This window comes from Actinomadura oligospora ATCC 43269 (genome assembly GCF_000518265.1).
Lineage (GTDB): Bacteria > Actinomycetota > Actinomycetes > Streptosporangiales > Streptosporangiaceae > Spirillospora > Spirillospora oligospora.
In genome coordinates, this window is the sequence record NZ_JADG01000018.1 from 110,883 (window position 1) to 129,286 (window position 18,404).

At 72.0% G+C, this 18,404-nt stretch carries 12 protein-coding genes; 1 reads left to right on the top strand and 11 read right to left on the bottom strand.

Annotated features, from left to right (window positions below; all coding sequences use genetic code 11):
* Nucleotides 1-2: 2 nt before the first annotated feature.
* The 4 genes from ilvC to P696_RS0126695 form a co-directional block, all read right to left on the bottom strand.
* Entirely contained in the window at nucleotides 3-986 is a 984-nt protein-coding gene (gene ilvC / locus P696_RS0126680) for a ketol-acid reductoisomerase (protein ID WP_026414722.1), read from the bottom strand.
* 94 nt (nucleotides 987-1,080) lie between these two features.
* Entirely contained in the window at nucleotides 1,081-1,605 is a 525-nt protein-coding gene (ilvN, locus tag P696_RS0126685; RefSeq protein ID WP_026414723.1) for an acetolactate synthase small subunit, read from the bottom strand.
* A gap of 4 nt (nucleotides 1,606-1,609) precedes the next feature.
* Nucleotides 1,610-3,364 (bottom strand): acetolactate synthase large subunit, encoded by a 1,755-nt coding sequence (locus P696_RS0126690; protein ID WP_281174991.1) that lies wholly within the window; start codon nucleotides 3,362-3,364, stop codon nucleotides 1,610-1,612.
* 329 nt (nucleotides 3,365-3,693) lie between these two features.
* Nucleotides 3,694-6,729 carry a putative bifunctional diguanylate cyclase/phosphodiesterase gene (locus P696_RS0126695; RefSeq protein WP_026414725.1) on the bottom strand — a complete coding sequence of 1,012 codons (3,036 nt, stop codon included), beginning with the start codon at nucleotides 6,727-6,729 and terminating at the stop codon, nucleotides 3,694-3,696.
* Between the two features lie 433 nt (nucleotides 6,730-7,162).
* Here P696_RS0126695 and P696_RS0126700 point away from each other — a divergent pair, with 433 nt between their 5' ends.
* Nucleotides 7,163-8,281: a PQQ-dependent sugar dehydrogenase gene (locus P696_RS0126700; RefSeq protein ID WP_034487031.1), complete on the top strand. Its 1,119-nt coding sequence runs from the start codon at nucleotides 7,163-7,165 to the stop codon at nucleotides 8,279-8,281.
* Nucleotides 8,282-8,297: 16 nt separating this feature from the next.
* On the opposite strand, the gene P696_RS0126705 is transcribed toward P696_RS0126700, so the two are convergent.
* The 7 genes from P696_RS0126705 to P696_RS0126735 form a co-directional block, all read right to left on the bottom strand.
* Complete coding sequence (locus tag P696_RS0126705) at nucleotides 8,298-8,921, bottom strand: Uma2 family endonuclease (protein WP_026414727.1); 624 nt, start codon at nucleotides 8,919-8,921, stop codon at nucleotides 8,298-8,300.
* A 261-nt stretch (nucleotides 8,922-9,182) separates the two neighbouring features.
* On the bottom strand, nucleotides 9,183-10,667 hold the full coding sequence (gatB, locus tag P696_RS0126710) for an Asp-tRNA(Asn)/Glu-tRNA(Gln) amidotransferase subunit GatB (protein ID WP_026414728.1): 1,485 nt from the start codon (nucleotides 10,665-10,667) through the stop codon (nucleotides 9,183-9,185).
* 29 nt (nucleotides 10,668-10,696) lie between these two features.
* Entirely contained in the window at nucleotides 10,697-12,208 is a 1,512-nt protein-coding gene (gatA, locus tag P696_RS0126715; RefSeq protein WP_425394166.1) for an Asp-tRNA(Asn)/Glu-tRNA(Gln) amidotransferase subunit GatA, read from the bottom strand.
* A complete protein-coding gene (gene gatC / locus P696_RS0126720) occupies nucleotides 12,205-12,504 on the bottom strand; it encodes an Asp-tRNA(Asn)/Glu-tRNA(Gln) amidotransferase subunit GatC (RefSeq protein ID WP_026414730.1) in 300 nt (99 codons plus the stop codon). Before gatC ends, gatA begins: the two co-directional genes overlap by 4 nt.
* Nucleotides 12,505-12,627: 123 nt before the next feature.
* On the bottom strand, nucleotides 12,628-14,808 hold the full coding sequence (locus P696_RS48285) for a putative bifunctional diguanylate cyclase/phosphodiesterase (RefSeq protein ID WP_084338177.1): 2,181 nt from the start codon (nucleotides 14,806-14,808) through the stop codon (nucleotides 12,628-12,630).
* 243 nt (nucleotides 14,809-15,051) lie between these two features.
* A complete protein-coding gene (gene ligA, locus P696_RS48290) occupies nucleotides 15,052-17,286 on the bottom strand; it encodes an NAD-dependent DNA ligase LigA (protein ID WP_084338179.1) in 2,235 nt (744 codons plus the stop codon).
* A 72-nt stretch (nucleotides 17,287-17,358) separates the two neighbouring features.
* Nucleotides 17,359-18,345 (bottom strand): methionine synthase, encoded by a 987-nt coding sequence (locus P696_RS0126735; protein WP_034487034.1) that lies wholly within the window; start codon nucleotides 18,343-18,345, stop codon nucleotides 17,359-17,361.
* Nucleotides 18,346-18,404: the final 59 nt, after the last annotated feature.

Below are 18,404 nucleotides of genomic sequence, written 5' to 3' on the forward strand. Positions count from 1 at the left end.
CGTCAGTCGTTCAGCCAGCTCATCATCGGACGGAGCTTGGCGCCGGTCTCCTCGATCGGATGCGCGGCGGTCCGCTCGCGGTACTCGGCGAACTTCGCCTGGCCCGACTCGAACTCGTTGATCAGTTCCTTGGCGTACGCGCCGGACTGGATCTCGCCGAGGATCTTCTCCATGGCCTTCTTGGTCTCCGGCGTGATGACGCGCGGGCCGCGGGTGAGGCCGCCGTACTCGGCGTTGTCCGACACCGACCAGTACATCTTGGAGATGCCGCCCTCGTACATGAGGTCGACGATCAGCTTGAGCTCGTGCAGCACCTCGAAGTAGGCGACCTCGGGCTGGTAGCCCGCCTCGGTCAGCACCTCGAAACCGGTCTTGACCAGCTCGGACGCGCCGCCGCACAGGACGGCCTGCTCGCCGAACAGGTCGGTCTCGGTCTCCTCGGTGAAGGTGGTCCGGATGCCGCCCGCGCGCAGGCCGCCGATGCCCTTGGCGTAGGCGAGCGCGAGGTCCCACGCCTTGCCGGACGCGTCCTTCTCGACCGCGACGATCACCGGGACGCCGCGTCCCTCGGTGAACTGGCGGCGGACCAGGTGGCCCGGGCCCTTCGGCGCGACCATGGCGACGTCCACGCCCTCCGGCGGCTCGACCAGGCCGTAGCGGATGGAGAAGCCGTGGCCGAAGAACAGCGCGTCGCCCTCGACCAGCGCGGGCCTGATGTCGTTCTCGAAGATCTCGCTGTGGTGGTGGTCCGGCGCGAGCAGCATGATCAGGTCGGCCTCCTCGGCCGCCTCGCGCGGGGTGAGCACGCGCAGGCCCTCGGCCTCGGCCTTCTCCCGGCTGGCCGAGCCCTCACGCAGGCCGACGCGGACGTCGACGCCGGAGTCGCGCAGCGACAGCGCGTGCGCGTGCCCCTGGCTGCCGTACCCGATGATGGCGACGTGCCGGTTCTGGAGAACGCTCAGGTCGGCGGCGTCGTCGTAGAACATCTCAGCCACTTCTATGTGCCTTTCGTTGCGGATTCAGGGACGCGGATTCAGGACGCGAAGATCAGGGACGCGTTCGTGGAACGCGTTCTCAGGGCTACGCGGAGCGGTCGATGGAGCGCAGCGAGCGGTCGGTGATGGAGCGCGCGCCCCGTCCGATCGCGACCATGCCGGACTGGACGAGCTCCTTGATGCCGAACGGCTCCAGGACGCGGATGAACGCGTCCAGCTTGTCGCGGTTGCCGGTGGCCTCGATGGTGACCGCGTCGGGCGCGACGTCCACCACCTTGGCGCGGAACAGCGACACCGTCTCCAGCACCTGCGAGCGGGTCTCGGCGTCGGCGCGGACCTTCACCAGGACCAGCTCGCGCTGGACGGACTGGGAGGTGTCCAGCTCGACGATCTTGAGCACGTTGATCAGCTTGTTCAGCTGCTTGGTGACCTGCTCGAGCGGCAGGCTCTCGACGTTCACCACGATCGTCATGCGGGAGATGTCGGGGTGCTCGGTCGTGCCGACCGCGAGCGACTCGATGTTGAAGCCGCGCCGCGAGAACAGGGCCGCGACCCGCGCCAGGATGCCCGGCGTGTTCTCCACCAGCACCGAGAGGGTGTGTTGGGTCATCGGGTCACTCTCCGTTTTCCCAGTCGGGAGCCATGTCCCGGGCGATCTTGATGTCGTCGTTGGTGGTCCCGGCGGCGACCATCGGCCAGACCATGGCGTCCTGGTGGACGACGAAGTCGATGATGACCGGGACGTCGTTGATCTCCATGGCCTTGGCGATCACCGCGTCCACGTCCTCGGGACGCTCGCAGCGCAGGCCGATGCAGCCGTAGGCCTCGGCCAGCTTCACGAAGTCGGGGATCCGCTTGGAGTGCAGGTTGGTGTTGGAGTAACGCCCGTCGTAGAAGAGCGTCTGCCACTGCCGGACCATGCCGAGGTTGCCGTTGTTGATGACCGCGACCTTGATCGGGATGCCCTCGATCGCGCAGGTCGCGAGCTCCTGGTTGGTCATCTGGAAGCAGCCGTCGCCGTCGATGGACCAGACGGCCGAGTCGGGCTTGCCGACCTTCGCGCCCATCGCCGCCGGGACGGAGTAGCCCATCGTCCCGGCGCCGCCCGAGTTCAGGAACGCGCCCGGACGCTCGTACTTGATGAACTGCGCGGCCCACATCTGGTGCTGGCCGACGCCCGCGACGTAGTAGGCGTCCGGCCCGGCCATCCGCCCGATCCGCTCGATGACGAACTGCGGCGACAGGCCGCCGTCCTCGGGCAGGTCGTAGCCGAGCGGGTAGGTGCTGCGCCACGCCTCCAGCTGCTTCCACCATTCGGCGTAGTCGCCGCGCCTGCCGGCGTCGTGCTCGGCCTGGACCGCGACGACCAGGTCCGCGATCACCTCGCGGGCGTCGCCGACGATCGGGACGTCCGCGTGCCGGTTCTTGGAGATCTCGGCCGGGTCGATGTCGGCGTGGACGACCTTGGCGTTCGGGGCGAAGCCGTCCAGCTTGCCGGTGACCCGGTCGTCGAACCGGGCGCCCAGCGCGACGAGCAGGTCGGCCCGCTGGAGCGCGCCGACCGCGCCGACGCTGCCGTGCATGCCCGGCATGCCCATGTGCAACCGGTGGCTGTCGGGCAGCGCGCCCTTCGCCATCAGGGTGGTGACGACCGGCGCGCCGGTCAGCTCGGCGAGCACCTTCAGCTCGGCCGCCGCGTTCGCCTTCAGGACGCCGCCGCCGACGTACAGGACGGGCCGCTCGGCCTCGACGATCAGCTTCGCCGCCTCGCGGACCTGCTTGGAGTGCGGCCGGGTGACCGGCCGGTACCCCGGCAGCCGCATCTGGACGGGCCACTCGAAGTCGAAGGTGGACTGGAGCGCGTCCTTGGCGATGTCGACCAGGACCGGGCCGGGCCGTCCGGTGGAGGCGATGTGGAACGCCTCGACGATCGTCCGGCCGATGTCCTCGGGCTGGGTGACCAGGAAGTTGTGCTTGGTGATCGGCATCGTGATGCCGGAGATGTCGGCCTCCTGGAAGCCGTCGGTCCCGATCAGCGAGGTGGCCACCTGACCGGTGATCGCCACCATCGGGGTCGAGTCCATGTAGGCGTCGGAGATCGGGGTCACCAGGTTGGTGGCGCCGGGGCCGCTGGTGGCCATGCACACCCCGACCTTCCCCGTCACCTGCGCGTATCCCTGCGCGGCGTGTCCCGCGCCCTGCTCGTGCCGGACCAGGATGTGGCGGATCCGGCGGGAGTCGAACAGCGGGTCGTAGGCCGGGAGGATCGCCCCGCCCGGGATGCCGAACACGGTGTCGACGCCGACGTTCTCCAGGGCGCGGACCAGCGCCTGGGCTCCCGTCATCTGTTCGGTCGTCATGGTTCTGATTCCTTGGGGAGAGGCCCGCGTCCAGATGGCCGCGGGTGTGCTTCGGGTCACTCGGCCAACAAAAAACCCCCGCCCGCCCGAGGGGCGGTCGAGGGAAGCGCGCAGGTCTCAGTGCTCGATCAGCCTGCGCGCCGACCAAGTACTACGAGAATGGTGTGGAAGCTCTGCACGTTGACCACTTAAGCCGACGTTCCGGCCCGCGGTCAAATCCTTGGACACTTTGTCTCACTATGTGAGATCCGGGTGAGTCGCCAGGTGGTCGGCCGCTTTGACCGGACGACGGCGTGCGCCGACGACCCGCCCGCGCACGGCAGCGCGGGACGACGGCGTCAGGGGGTCAGCGCGGAGCCTTCCAGCGGCAGGTCGATCTGGCCCGGAGTGCCGCGCAGGTTGGTCCGGACGAGCGACTCGACCCGTCCTGCGGCCATCGGACGCGCGACCAGGAAGCCCTGCCCGCGCGGGCAGTCCATCTCGCGGAGCAGCTCCAGCTGCTCGGGCCGCTCGATGCCCTCCGCCACCACGGTGAGACCGAGGTCACGGCCGAGCCGGACGATCGTCCGGGTGAGCAGGGTGAGCGTCTCGTCCCGGCCGAGCCCGGCCACGAAGGACGGGTCGATCTTGATGATGTCCACCGGCAGCTGGCCCAGGTAGGCGAGCGAGGCGTAGCCGGTGCCGAAGTCGTCGATCGCGAGCCGGACGCCCAGGTCGCGCAGCCTCGACAGCCGCTCCACGTTCTGCCCGGCGTCCTCGACGAGCACCTCCTCGCGGACCTCCAGGGTCAGCGCGTGCGGCGGCAGCCCGGTCTGCTCCAGCGCCGCCGCGACCGACTCCACGAACCTCGGCGCGGCGATCTGCCGGGCGGTGAAGTTCACCGAGAGGCCGATGTCCCAGGAGTCCGCGCGCCAGCGCGCCACCTCCCGGCACGCCTCGTGCAGCACCCAGTCGCCCAGCGGGATCATCAGGCCGGACTCCTCGGCCGGGCCGATGAACTCCTCCGGCGGCACCGGCTCGCTCCCCCGCCACCAGCGGACGAGCGCCTCCACCCCGGTCACCCGGGACGTGCCCAGCTCCACGACCGGCTGGAACTCGACGGCGAACTCCTCCTCGGCGAGCGCACGCTGCAGGTCGCTGCCGAGTTCGAGGCGGCGTACGACGTCGACGTGCATGTGCGGCGCGAACACCTCGACGCGTCCGCCGCCGATCTCCTTCGCGCGCGCCATCGCCAGATCGCCGTTGCGGATCAGGTCGGCGGCGCTGCGCCGGAGCGCCGCGCTGCCGCCCGGCTCGGCGTCCCTGCGGGGGGCCGCCGGATCCTCCAGGGGGTCGGAGTCGCCGGTGAAGGCGATGCCGACGCTCGCGGTGAGCGCGATGTTCTTGCTGCCGACCCGGTACGGCTCGGTCGACAGGACGCGCAGCAGCCGCTCGGCCAGCTCGACCGCGGCCTGCGAGTCGCTGCCCGGGAGCTGGAGCATGACGGCGAACTCGTCGCCGCCCCAGCGCGCGACCGTGTCGTCCGCCTGGACGGTGCCGCGCAGCCGCCGCGCCGCCTGCGCGAGGACCTGGTCGCCCGCCGCGTGCCCGGCCGAGTCGTTGATGTCGGTGAAGCCGTCCAGGTCGACGAAGACGACCGCGACCGTGCCCTTGTCACCGGGCTCGCCCTCGTCGCCGTGCCGCCCCGAGCCGTGCCGTCCGGCGGGGTGCTCGAGGCGGGACAGCACCTCGCGGGTGCGCTCCTCGAAGTACGCGCGGTTCGGCAGGCCGGTCAGGCCGTCGTGGAAAGTGAGGTGCGCCACCTGGCGCTGGAGCGCGGCCTGCTCGGACAGGTCGCGGGTGGTGACCAGCAGCCGTCCGGGCGAGCCGCCCGCGCCGCTGTACCGGGACACCGTCGACTCGGTCGGCAACCACGTGCCGTCCGCGGCCCGGACCCGGCACGCGACGCGCAGCGAACGGCCGGGGACGCGGCCGGTGAGGATCGGCGGGGGCCCGTCGGAGAGGTCGTCGTCGAAGCCCGCGCCCAGGTCGGCGGACGCGTCGGGCAGAAGGTCGGACGCGGGGTCGGGCAGAGCCGCCGCCGCGGCGCCGTCGTCCCCGTTGAGGAACGCGGCGAACACCTCGCGGACGCGCGGCAGGTCTTCGGGATGGATGATGTCGCCGAGCCTGCGGCCCAGCAGCTCCCCCGCGTCGTACCGGTAGGTGCGCAGCGCGCCCGCGCTCGCGTACTGGACGACCGCGTCCATGTCGCAGATCAGCACCGCGTCGTTGATGCTCTCCGACAGGGCGCGGAAATGGTCTTCGCCGGTCTCGACCGCGCGGCGGAGCGCGTCGTTCTCGCGCAGCAGCTCGGCGAGGCGCGCGAGGAGGACGAGCGTGGCCGTTCCGGCGACGATCGGCACCACCGGGTCGATTCCGGACCGTCCGGTCAGGGAGTGGCCCGTGACGAACAGGGCGGCGAGCGCTGCCACGGCGGCGGTGGCGAGGCCGGGGCCGATCATCCGGCCGCGCCGGAGCCCGGCGACCGGAGCGGCCCCCGCGTCCCCGGGAAGCCACGGCACGAGGACGAGCAGCAGCAGCCCCGCGAGCCGCAGTATGTCGGCCGGGTCGTCGGCCACCGCGCCACCGCGCAGCCGGACGACCGTGGTCACGACGTCCGCTCCCGCGAACGCGGTCAGCGCGCCGTAGGCCAGCCACGCCGGACGCCGGTCGCCGCGTCCGGCGCCGAGGACGAAGGGCAGCGACCCGCATACCAGGGCCGTGCCGACCAGCGGATACAGCAGTTCGAGGAGGAACTCGGCGGGTGACTCGCCGGACCGGTGGAACAGCGTCCCGAACAGCGCCACCCAGCCGAGGACGAACAGCCCGGCGACGCAGACGTAGGTGTCGGCGGCGTACCGCGCCCACAGACGCGGCGAACGCGGCAGCCTGATCGGCACGACCAGGCCCGTGACCAGCGCGAACATCGCCACCAGGTAGAACGGGTCGGTGACCGAGAGGGCGAGCGTTCCGCCGCCGTGCAGCATCCCCGACAGCGTCCGGCTGAGCGCGCCGATCCCCCACGACGCCGCGGCGACCCCGAACCAGCGCCAGGGCGCCCGGCGGAGGGCCCGGTCGTCGGGGGGCTCGTCGTCGTCGGTCAGGTCGAGCTCGGGATCGAGGTGCGGGGCGGGCGCGGGGCGGCGGGCGCGGCTCAGCGCCGCGGGCAGCAGGCAGAGCGCGGCGGCGGCAGCGGCGGCCGTCTCGGCCCAGCCGAGGTAGGCCGGGCCGCCCCAGCCGAGCAGCGATCCCAGGGCGTAGAGCACGCCGATGATCGCGACCATGCCGACCGGGACCGCCCAGGGCGGCAGCCGTCTGGCCCTCTCGCCGCTCATCGCGCCGTGTCCCCTCCTGCCCGTCGGGACCTCGCGGTCCCCGGCGCGCATGGCGCGCACCCGATGCGTTCGTCGTCACCCCGTCACCCGCCGGTCGTCGCAGGGTCAACGCCCGAAGCCGGTCGGATCGTGCCCCACGCGCGGTCGGCCGTGGGGAGGCGGCGGCGAGCGTTCGGCTACGCCGGCGGTGGGACAGCGACGTTGCTGCTTGGCGGGATCACCGTGATGCTCAATGTACGTTCCGTAGGTCACGGAGCGATTGAGGCTGGGCGTCCTCCCGGCGACAAACCGGGGCCTGACCGCCGGTCCCGCAGTGTGTCCCCAAGATCACTCGGTTTTCGCGCGACACGCCGGACATGACGCTGAGTAGCCGTCGGCAAGGTCATCGGCCGGAGTGGTTGGACCTCCGCCCGGCCGGGGATTGAATGAACCTATGCGCACCAAAGGCACGTCCGGGAGCCAGCGGCTGCTCGCCGCCGCCGTCGGGGCCGTCCTGCTGGGCGGGTGCGGAGCCGCCGTCACGACCCGCACCGCGCAGACCCCTCCCCCCGCCTCCCCCACGCCCGACTCGCCGCCGCCCGGCTCCGCCGTCCCGGGCGCGCCCCACGACCTGGTCACCGGCCTGTCCGTCCCGTGGGCCATCGCGTTCCTGCCGAACCGCGACGGCCTGGTGACCGAACGGGACACCGCCCACCTGCTCCGCGTCACGCCGGACGGCAGGCGGACCGATCTCGGCGAGGTCCCCGGGGTCGACGGGTCCGGTGAGGGCGGCCTGCTCGGGGTCGCGGTCTCGCCGTCCTTCGACCGCGACCACTTCGTCTACCTGTACTTCACGTCCGCCACCGACAATCGCCTGGTGCGTCTCACGCTGAACGGTGACACGCTCGGCGCGCCGCAACCGCTGCTGACCGGTGCCCCGAAGGGCATGAACCACAACGGCGGACGCATCGCCTTCGGCCCCGACGGCATGCTCTACATCGGTACCGGTGAGACGTACCGCACCGAGCTCGCGCAGGACCGGAACTCGCTCGGTGGCAAGATCCTCCGCGTCACGCCCGAGGGCAGGCCCGCGCCCGGCAACCCGTTCGGCTCGCCCGTCTGGACGTGGGGCCACCGCAACGTCCAGGGCCTGGCCTGGGACGACGCGAACCGGCTCTACGCCACCGAGTTCGGCCAGGACCGCTTCGACGAGATCAACCTCGTCCAGAAGGGCCAGAACTACGGATGGCCGAAGGTCGAGGGCTTCGGCAAGGACCCGCGCTACACCAACCCCCTGCTCACCTGGCCGACCTCCGAGGCGTCCCCGTCCGGCCTGGCGTTCGCCAAGGGCTCCCTCTGGGCCGCCGCCCTCCGGGGCACCCGCCTGTGGCAGATCCCCCTGAAGAACGGCAAGGTCAGCACCCCGATCTCCTACTTCAACGGCGCCTACGGCCGCCTGCGCGCCGTCGTCCGCGCACCCGACGGGAACCTCTGGGTCAGCACCAGCAACCACGACGGCCGGGGCGACCCGAAGGACGGCGACGACCGCATCATCGTCGTCCCCCTGCGCTGATCAGGCGGGCAGAGCCTCAGTACTCCAGCTCGGACCACGTGAGCGTGACCGGAAGCGGCTCGCTCACCTTCGGCTCGCCACCCGCCTCCTTCATGAAGGTGCCCACGTGCTTGTAGAGCCCGGCGGCCCGGTCGAGCTGGTAGCGCTCGATCACGGAAACGCCCGTGCCTCCCGTGCGCACGATCCAGTAGTGCGGGATTCCCGCCTTCGCGTACTCCCCGAGCTTGTCGACGGTGTCCTGGGTCTCCGACCCCGGCGAGACGACCTCACAGACGAGCAGGACATGGCCGGGACGCAGCCCCTCACGGCTTCCCCGGTCGAGGCACTCGTAGAGGACGACATCCGGCCGCCGGTTCAGGAACGGCACGTCGCGGAGCCTGAGGTCGATGTCGAAGTCCACTTCCACGCACGGGTGGCCCCGGTCCATCGCCTCACGCGCATACCGCTCGACGAGCGTGGTCAGACGCCGCACGACCCGCTGGTGCTCGGGCGTGGGCGCCGCGCAGAAGACCACATAGCCGTCCACGACCTCGATCGTCCGCGCGATCTCCTCCGGGAGCGTCTCGTACTCCTCGGCGCTCACCCGCTTCGGCTGCGGCCGCAGGCTTCGTAGCCAATGGTCGTCCGGCATCGCCGTCATGCGGCCCCCCGTCGTCGCAGTGGTCGCTACCACGGCACAGCATAAGCGCCTCGCACCCTCGAGGTGATCGGTCCCACCGGAACCGCCGGACTCGACGTCCCCGCAGGTAGTGGCGGTCGTCGAGGTCGAGACCGCCCTGGTCGGGGCCGTCCGGGCGCAACGCGCGGTACTCACCGGCGATGGCGCGGAGCTGGGCGGGGCCGACAGAACGGCGACGGCCGCCGTCCCCGGAGGGGCGGCGGCCGTCGGTGGGCCGGGGTGTCAGGCCTGGTCGAGCTTCTTGAGGAGCAGCTCGCGGGCGCTCGCGGCGTCGGCCTGGCCGCGGCTGGCCTTCATGACCGCCCCGACGAGCGCGCCGACGGCGGCGACCTTGCCGGAGCGGACCTTGTCGGCCGCGTCGGCGTTGTCGGCGATCACCTGGTCGATGATCGCCTCCAGGGCGCCGGTGTCGGACACGACCTTCAGGCCGCGCGCGGCGACGACCTCGTCCGGGCCGCCCTCACCGGCGAGGACGCCCTCGAAGACCTTGCGGGCGAGCTTGTCGTTGAGCTCCTTGGCGTCCACCATCGCCTGGACGCGGGCGACCTGCCCGGGCGTGATCGGCAGGTCGGCGAGCTCGACGGACTGCTCGGTCGCGCGGCGGGACAGCTCGTTCATCCACCACTTGCGGGCGGCGCCGGCGTCCGCGCCGGCCTTGATCGTGTCCTCGATCAGGTCGAGCGCGCCCGCGTTGACGACGTCGCGGAGCTCCAGGTCGGTGAGGCCCCACTCGCCCTGGACGCGGCGGCGGCGCGCGGCGGGCAGCTCGGGCAGCGTCGCGCGCAGCTCCTCCACCCACTCGCGGGGCGGCGCCATCGGGATGAGGTCGGGCTCCGGGAAGTACCGGTAGTCCTGCGCCTCCTCCTTGGACCGGCCGCTGGTGGTGGTGCCGGTCGCCTCCTGGAAGTGCCGGGTCTCCTGGGTGATCCGGCCGCCGGCGGCGAGCACGCCCGCCTGCCGCTCGATCTCGGACCGGACGGACCGCTCGACCGAGCGCAGCGAGTTGACGTTCTTGGTCTCGGTGCGGGTGCCCCACTGGTCCGCGCCGCGCGGCATGAGGGACACGTTGACGTCGCAGCGCATCGAGCCCTGCTCCATCCGGACGTCCGAGACGCCGAGCGAGCGGACCAGGTCGCGCAGCTCGGCGGCGTAGGCGCGGGCCACCAGGGGCGCCTTCTCGCCGGTCGCGGTGATCGGCTTGGTGACGATCTCGACCAGCGGGATGCCCGCCCGGTTGTAGTCGACCAGGGAGTAGTCGGCGCCGTGGATGCGCCCGGTCTCGCCGCCGACGTGCAGCGACTTGCCGGTGTCCTCCTCCATGTGGACGCGCTCGATCTCGATCCGGTACGTCTCGCCGTCGACCTCGACGTCCAGGTGGCCGTCGACGCACAGCGGCTCGTCGTACTGGGAGATCTGATAGTTCTTCGGCATGTCCGGATAGAAGTAGTTCTTCCGGGCGAACCGGCACCACTCGACGATGTCGCAGTTCAGCGCCAGGCCGATCTTGATGATGCCCTCGATCGCGGCCCGGTTGGTCACCGGAAGCGACCCCGGCAGGCCGAGGCAGACCGGGCAGACCTGGGTGTTCGGCTCCGCGCCGAACACGGTCCTGCAGCCGCAGAACATCTTGGACACGGTGCCCAGCTCGATGTGGGTCTCGATGCCCAGCACCGGCTCGAAGCGCGCGAGCGCCTCTGCGTACCTCATGGGCTCGTACTTCATCGGCGTCTCCACGCTCACTCGCCCGCCTCCAGCTTCGGGGCCTTCGCCAGCAGCGGCCCGCCCCAGCGGTCCTCGAGGGCCTTCTCCAGGGCCGCGCCCACCCGGTAGACGCGGTCGTCGGCCAGCACCGGCGCCATGATCTGGACGCCGACCGGCAGGCCGTCCTCGTCGGCGAGGCCGCACGGGACGGAGATCGCCGGGTTGCCCGACAGGTTGGCCGGGATGGTGCACAGGTCGGCCAGGTACATCGCCATCGGGTCGTCGGCGCGCTCGCCGATCGGGAAGGCGGTGGTCGGGGTGGTCGGCGAGATCAGCACGTCCACCTGCTCGAACGCGGCCTCGAAGTCGCGCATGATCAGGGTCCGGACCTGCTGGGACTTGCCGTAGTAGGCGTCGTAGTAGCCCGACGACAGGGCGTAGGTGCCGAGCATGATGCGCCGCTTGACCTCGGGGCCGAAGCCCTCGGCGCGGGTGAGCGCCATGATCTCCTCGGCGCTGCGGGTGCCGTCGTCGCCGACGCGCAGGCCGAACCGCATGGCGTCGAAGCGGGCCAGGTTGGACGAGCACTCCGACGGCGCGATCAGGTAGTACGCGGGCATCGCGTAGGTGAAGTGCGGGCACGACACCTCGACGACCTTCGCGCCCAGCGACTCCAGCAGCTCGACGGTCTCGTTGAACCGGTTGAGCACGCCCGGCTGGTAGCCCTCGCCGGCGAACTCCTTGACGACGCCGACGCGCAGGCCGTTGACGTCGGCGCGGCGGGCGGCCTCCACGACCGGCGGGACGGGCGCGTCGATCGAGGTGGAGTCCATCGGGTCGTGGCCGGAGAACGCGGCCTGCATGAGCGCGGCGTCCAGCACGTTGCGGGCGAACGGGCCCGGCGTGTCCAGCGACGACGCGAACGCGATCATGCCGTACCGGGACGCGCCGCCGTAGGTCGGCTTCATGCCGACCAGGCCGGTGACGGCGGCGGGCTGGCGGATCGAGCCGCCGGTGTCGGTGCCGGTGCCCAGCGGGGCCTCGTAGGCGGCGACCGCCGCCGACGACCCGCCGGACGACCCGCCGGGGATGCGGGTGAGGTCCCACGGGTTGCGGGACGGCCCGAACGCGCTGTTCTCGGTGGACGACCCCATGGCGAACTCGTCCATGTTGGTCTTGCCGAGGATGACCATCCCGGCGGCGCGCAGTCGCGCGGTCACGGTCGCGTCGTAGGGCGGACGCCAGCCTTCGAGGATCTTGGACCCGGCCGTGGTCGGCATGTCCTTGGTGGTGAAGACGTCCTTGTGGGCGACGGGCACGCCCGCCAGCGGGCCGAGCTCCTCGCCCGCGGCGCGGCGCTCGTCGATGCCCCGCGCCTGCGCGAGGACGCCCTCGCGGTCGACGTGCAGGAACGCGTGCACCTCGGCGTCCACCGCGTGGATGCGGTCGAGGTGCGCGGCGGCGACCTCCTCGGCGGAGGTCTCGCCCGAGGCGATCAGCTCCCCGAGCTCGGCGGCGCCCTTCCCGATCAGCTCGCTCACGGTCAGGCCTCCTCGTCCAGGATCCGCGGTACCCGGAAGCGCTGCTGCTCGGCCGCCGGGGCGGCGGCGAGGGCCTGCTCCGGCGTCAGGCTGGGCCGGTTCTCGTCGGCCCGGTAGACGTTGGTCAGCGGCAGGGCGTGCGAGGTCGGCGGGATGTCCTCCGCCGCGACCTCCTGGACCCGCGCGACCGCGGAGATGATCTGGTCGAGCTGGGCGGCGAGATGGTCGAGCTCGTCCTCGCCGAGCGCCAGCCGGGACAGCCGGGCGAGGTGCGCGACCTCGGCACGGGTGATCGCGGACATGTGCGGACTCGTTCCTACGGGTTGACTGGATTCCCCCTCATCCTAGAGGTCACCACTTCCTGCCCCGACTCGTTTACGCAGCATGATCGCCCACACTCGCGCGGTGGGCGGCCGGAGGGGTGGTCACTGGCGGCCGACGGAGGCGGGACGGTCGTCCAGGGGCGTGTCGCCGTCGCCGGGGAGGCGGCCGGCCGTGCCGCCGGCGCGCATGCCCTGGCGAAGGTAGGCGGTGGCGCGGGCGGCGTCCATCGGGCGGGCGAAGTGCCAGCCCTGGGCGGCGTCGCAGCCCATCTCGCGGAGCAGCGCGGCGGTCTGGCCGTCCTCGACGCCCTCGGCGACCGAGCGCAGGCCGAGGGTGGCGACCAGCTCGACCACCGAGCGGACGATGACCGCGTCGTCCGGGGAGGCGGTGAGCCGCCGGACGAACGAGGAGTCGATCTTGACCTCCTCGATCGGCAGCCGCTTCAGCCGGACCAGCGAGGAGTACCCGGTGCCGAAGTCGTCCAGGCTGAGCGCGACCCCGAGGTCGGTGAGCGCGGCGACGGTGCCGGACCCGGACGCGGGCTCGCCGGTCAGCACCCGCTCGGTGATCTCCAGCTGGAGCGCGGCGGCGGGCAGGTCGCGGGCGACCAGGCCCTCGGCGATGGTCTCGGCGAGGTTGGCGTCCAGCAGGTCGCGGCCGGACACGTTCACCGAGACCTGGACGGTCAGGCCCTCCCTCCACCACGCCTCGGCCTGCGCGAGCACCATGTCGACGACCTCGTGCGTGATCGCGCGCATGAGGTAGGTCTGCGCGGCGACCGGCAGGAACTCCTCGGGGCCGAGGACGCCGCGCTCGGGGTGGCGCCAGCGCAGCAGCGCCTCCATGCCGACGAGGCGTCCGTCCCGCAGCGCGATCTTGGGCTGGTAGCGCAGCTCCAGCTCGCCCCGGTCGAGCGCGCGGCGCAGGTCGCCGAGCAGGCCGAGCCGGGCGGGCGAGTTGCGGTCGCGGTCGGGCGAGTAGACCTCGACGCCGGTGCGGCTGCCCTTGGCGTGGTACATCGCGACGTCCGCGCGCTGGAGCAGCAGCTCGAAGTCGGGCGCGTGGTCGGGGTACAGCGCGATGCCGACGCTGCCCTCCAGGTCGAACGACACGCCGTCCAGCCGGACCGGCTCGCTCAGCGCGGCGCGCAGCCGGGCGGCGACCTCGCGCGCGGCGGCCTCGTCCCGGACGGTCGGCAGCAGCACCGCGAACTCGTCCCCGCCGAGCCGGGCGACCAGGTCGCCGGGGCGGACGCTGTGCGTCAGGCGGTGCGCGACCAGCTGCAGGAGCCGGTCGCCGGTCGGGTGCCCGAGGGTGTCGTTGACCTCCTTGAACCGGTCGAGGTCGAGCAGGAACAGGCCGACCCGCTGGGCGGTTTCGTCGCCGCCGCCGCGGCGCAGCAGGCTTCCGCCGGACGGCGGCGGCGCGGGACGTCCGAGAGGTCGCGCGGCGGGGCGTCCGAGGTGGGCGATCGCCTCCTCGGTGCGGGTGATCAGCAGCTTGCGGTTCGGCAGGCCGGTGAGGCCGTCGTGCAGGGCCTGGTGCTCGCGCCGCACCGAGACCGACGCGTTCAGGTAGACCGCGATGAACGGCAGCACGATCAGCGGGACGAACGCCGCGGACCGGTCCATGGCGATGACCATCAGCGGGGCGAGGCCGAGCAGCGCGAGGTGGACGAGGATCTGGTACGGCAGGTCCCAGCGCAGGGCCCGGACGAGGGTGATCCGCTCGTGCAGCGCGATGGCCGACCCGACGAGCGTGACGTTGGTGACGAAGTAGGCGACCCCGACGAGCGCGATGAGCGGCAGGTCGCGGCCACCCGGCACCCAGGGGGCGGCGGGCGAGGGATGGATCCCGAACACCTTCAGGACCAGCGCGGACGCGCCGAGGCTGAGGATGTACTGCGCGGCGTTGAACGCGATCCGGTGCGGGCTGCGACCGCGGAAGACGCCGCACGTGACGGCGGCGGCGGCCTGCAGCGTGGCGGCGACCGGCAGGCCCGCGTAGAGCAGGGCCGCGATGGAGAACGTGGTGGAGGTCGTCGCGCCGCTGGTCTCGGTGAGGCCGGGCGCGATGATGGGACGCATCTCGCCGACCACGATGAAGGCGCCGAGGATCCAGAAGACCGGGTTGCCGAACAGGGCGTCCAGGTCGGCGCGGGCCACCCCGGTGAGCGCCATGGCGCCCGCGGCGGCGCCGAGCCCGATGCTGGCGGCGAAGAAGATCCACAGCGGAGAGCCCCGGCGCGGTGACGTGTTCCGCGTGTTGTTCGGGTCCTTCATCACTTCCTCGGGGGGTCCGGGAGGTCATCCCCTGGCGGCAAGCGGCGGAAGGGACCCGGGAGCCGGAGGACCGGCCCCGGAGTCCGCCGTGATAGGTGGGAGGGTACGGCTTTCGGTCAACTTCGCGGAACCGGTTGGGTACGTACCGTTATGCCCTTCCCGCAGGCACATGCTACCAGTAGGTAGTCGAAAAGTACCCTTAAGTAACTACCCGCTGGTCACCACTTCCACTGTCACCGCAGGTCAGTCCTCCGCGCTTTCGGTTACGGCCTTGGCCGCATCCGGCCCGTCGGCGAGCAGGACGCCGAATCCGTCCTCGTCCAGCACCGGAACGCCCAGTTTGACGGCCTTGTCGTACTTGGACCCCGGGCTGTCCCCGACCACGACGAACCCGGTCTTCTTCGACACCGACCCGGAGACCTTGCCGCCGAGCCGTTCGACCGCCTCCTTCGCCGAGTCGCGGCTGTACCTCTCCAGCGACCCGGTGATGACGACGGTCACGCCGTCCAGCGGACGCGGGCCCTCGTCGGCGCCCTCGTCGGCCATCCGCACCCCGGCCCGGCGCCACTTGTCGACGATCTCCAGGTGCCAGTCGACGGCGAACCAGTCCTTGATGGAGGTGGCGATCGTCGGGCCGATGCCGTCCACCTCGGCGAGCTCCTCCTCGGTGGCGCTGGCGATGGCGTCCATCGAGCGGAGGGCGCGGGCGAGATCCTGCGCGGCGCGGGGGCCGACGTGCCGGATCGACAGCGCGACCAGCACCCGCCACAGCGGCTGCGACTTCGCCTTCTCCAGCGACTCGAAGAGCAGCTCGACCGTCTTCTTCGGCTCGCCCTCGAGGTTGGCGAAGAACGTGACGATCTTGTCCTCGCCGGTCTTGGGGTCGACCTTCGGGGTGCCGGTCTCCTGGTCGAGCACCATGCTGCGGATCGGCAGGAGCTGCTCGACGGTCAGGTGGAACAGGTCGCCCTCGTTGGTGACCGGCGGATCCTTCGGCTCCAGGGGCTGGGTGAGCGCGGTCGCCGCGACGTAGCCGAGCGCGTCGATGTCGAGCGCCTTGCGGCTGGCCAGGTAGTAGACGCGCTCGCGCAGCTGCGCCGGGCAGTACCGCGCGTTCGGGCAGCGGATGTCGGCGTCGCCCTCCTTCTCGTACGCCAGCTCGGTGCCGCAGTCGGGGCAGTGCGTCGGCATCTCGAACTCGCGCTCCGAGCCGTCCCGCAGGCCGGTGACCGGCGCGACGATCTCGGGGATCACGTCGCCCGCCTTGCGCAGCACGACGGTGTCGCCGATCAGCACGCCCTTGCGCTTGACCTCGCTCGCGTTGTGCAGCGTGGCGCGCTCGACCGTGGACCCGGCGACCTTCACCGGCTCCATCACGCCGTAGGGGGTGACGCGCCCGGTGCGGCCGACGCCGACCTTGATGTCGAGCAGCTTGGTGTTGACCTCCTGCGGCGGGTACTTCCACGCGATCGCCCAGCGCGGGGCCCGCGAGGTCGAGCCGAGCCGCCGTTGCAGGACGAACTGGTCGACCTTCACCACCACGCCGTCGATCTCGTACTCGGGGTCGTGCCGGTGCTCGCCGTAGTGGTCGATGTACGCGCGGACCTCGTCGAGCGTCTCGACGACCCGGAAGCGGTCGCTGGTCGGCAGGCCCCACGACTTCATCGTCGCGTACGTCCCGGCCTGGGACGTCGGGCGCTCGCCGCCCTCCCACGCGCCGAACCCGTGCACGAGCATGCTCAGCGGGCGGGACGCGGTGACGCGCGGGTCCTTCTGGCGGAGCGATCCGGCGGCGGCGTTGCGCGGGTTGGCGAACGGCTCCTTGCCCTGCTCGACCTGGACCTCGTTGACCTTCTCGAAGCCCTCCACGGGCAGGAAGACCTCGCCGCGGACCTCCAGCACCTCGGGCCAGCCCTCGCCCGACAGCCGGTCGGGGATGGCCTCGATGGTGCGGACGTTGAGCGTGATGTCCTCACCGGTGCGGCCGTCGCCGCGGGTGGCGGCCCGCTCCAGGACGCCGTTCCGGTAGGTCAGCGCGACGGCCAGGCCGTCGATCTTGAGCTCGCACAGGTAGGACGCCCGGCCCTCGCCGACCTCCTTGACGACCCGGTCGTTCCACTCGAGCAGCTCGTCCGCGTTCATCGCGTTGTCGAGGCTCTGCATGGGCTCCAGGTGCGCCACCGTCGCGAACTCGGTGACGAACGGGCTGCCGACCCGCTGGGTCGGCGAGTCGGGCGTGACGAGCTCGGGATGGTCGGCCTCCAGGGCCTGGAGCTCACGCATGGCCGCGTCGTACCGCGCGTCGGTCAGCGTCGGCTGGTCGAGCACGTAGTACCGGTAGTTGGCGTCGTCGATCTCCTGGCTCAGCGCGGCGTGCCGGTGCCGCGCGTCCGCAGGAACCCCGCTCGCCGAAGCGCCGTTCCCGGGGCCCCCGCCCGTCGAAGCACCGCCTGCCGAAACACCGTCGCTCAAGGTCATGCCCCCATTCTCGCGCCCCACCGACATTTCCGGGCCCTCCGGCGGGGTGTCGCGCCCGGGGGCGCGACCCGTCTACTCGTCGGTTTCGTGGAGCATACGCGCCGTTTCGTGGCAGCGTTCCAGGGCCGCGCGCACGTATCGGGGCGAGGCTCCCGCGAGGCCGCACGCGGGCGTCACGACGACCTGGTCGCCGAGCGTCGCGGCCGGGAACCCGAGCCTGCGCCACAGCTCCCGGACGGGTTCGGCGGTCTTGGCGAGGGGCGGGAGCGGCGCGTCCGTGCCGGGGACGACGCCGAGGAACATCGCCATGCCCGCGTCGATGGCCTCGCCGACGGCGTCGTCGTCCTTCACCGGGACGCGCTTCATGTCGACCGAGACGCCCTTGGCCCCGGCTCCGCGGATGAGGCCGTAGGGGACGTCCGAGGCACAGCAGTGGACGAGCGGGAAGACGTCGCCCGCCGCCTCGATGACCTCGCGGAGGCCCTCTTCGGCCACCGGAGCCTCGACCTCGCGCAGGCGCGTGAGGCCGCTCGCGGTCGGGACGCGTCCGGCGAGGACGGCGGGCAGGCCCGGCTCGTCCAGCTGGAGCAGGATCGTGGCGTCCGGGACGGCGCGGCGGACGTCGGCGACGTGCCGGGCGACGCCCTCGGCCAGGGAGGCGGTCAGGTCGCGGACGGCGCCCGCGTCGCGCAGGACGCGCTGGCCGTTCGGCATCTCGATCGCGGCGGCCAGCGTCCACGGCCCGCAGACCTGGATCTTCAGCGGCCCGTCGTGCCCGTGGACCAGCTCCTCCAGGACGTCCAGGTCGTGCCGGAGGTGGTCGGCGGCGCGCCGGTTGTCACGGCCGGGCCGGTCGCCGAGCCGCCAGCCGGACGGCTCGACCCGGACCGGCATGTCGATCAGCATCCCGGCGGTCCGGCCGATCATGTCGGCGCCGGGACCGCGGGCGGGCAGCTCGGGCAGGTGCGGCAGCTGCGGCACCTCGCCGTAGATGATCCGCAGGGCCTCGGACGGGTCGTCGCCCGGGTGGGAGCCGATGCCGGTCGCAGTTCCGGACATCCATGGAAACGCCATGTCACGGCAGCTTAACGGGCTTTCCGATCGCTTGACCGCACCCC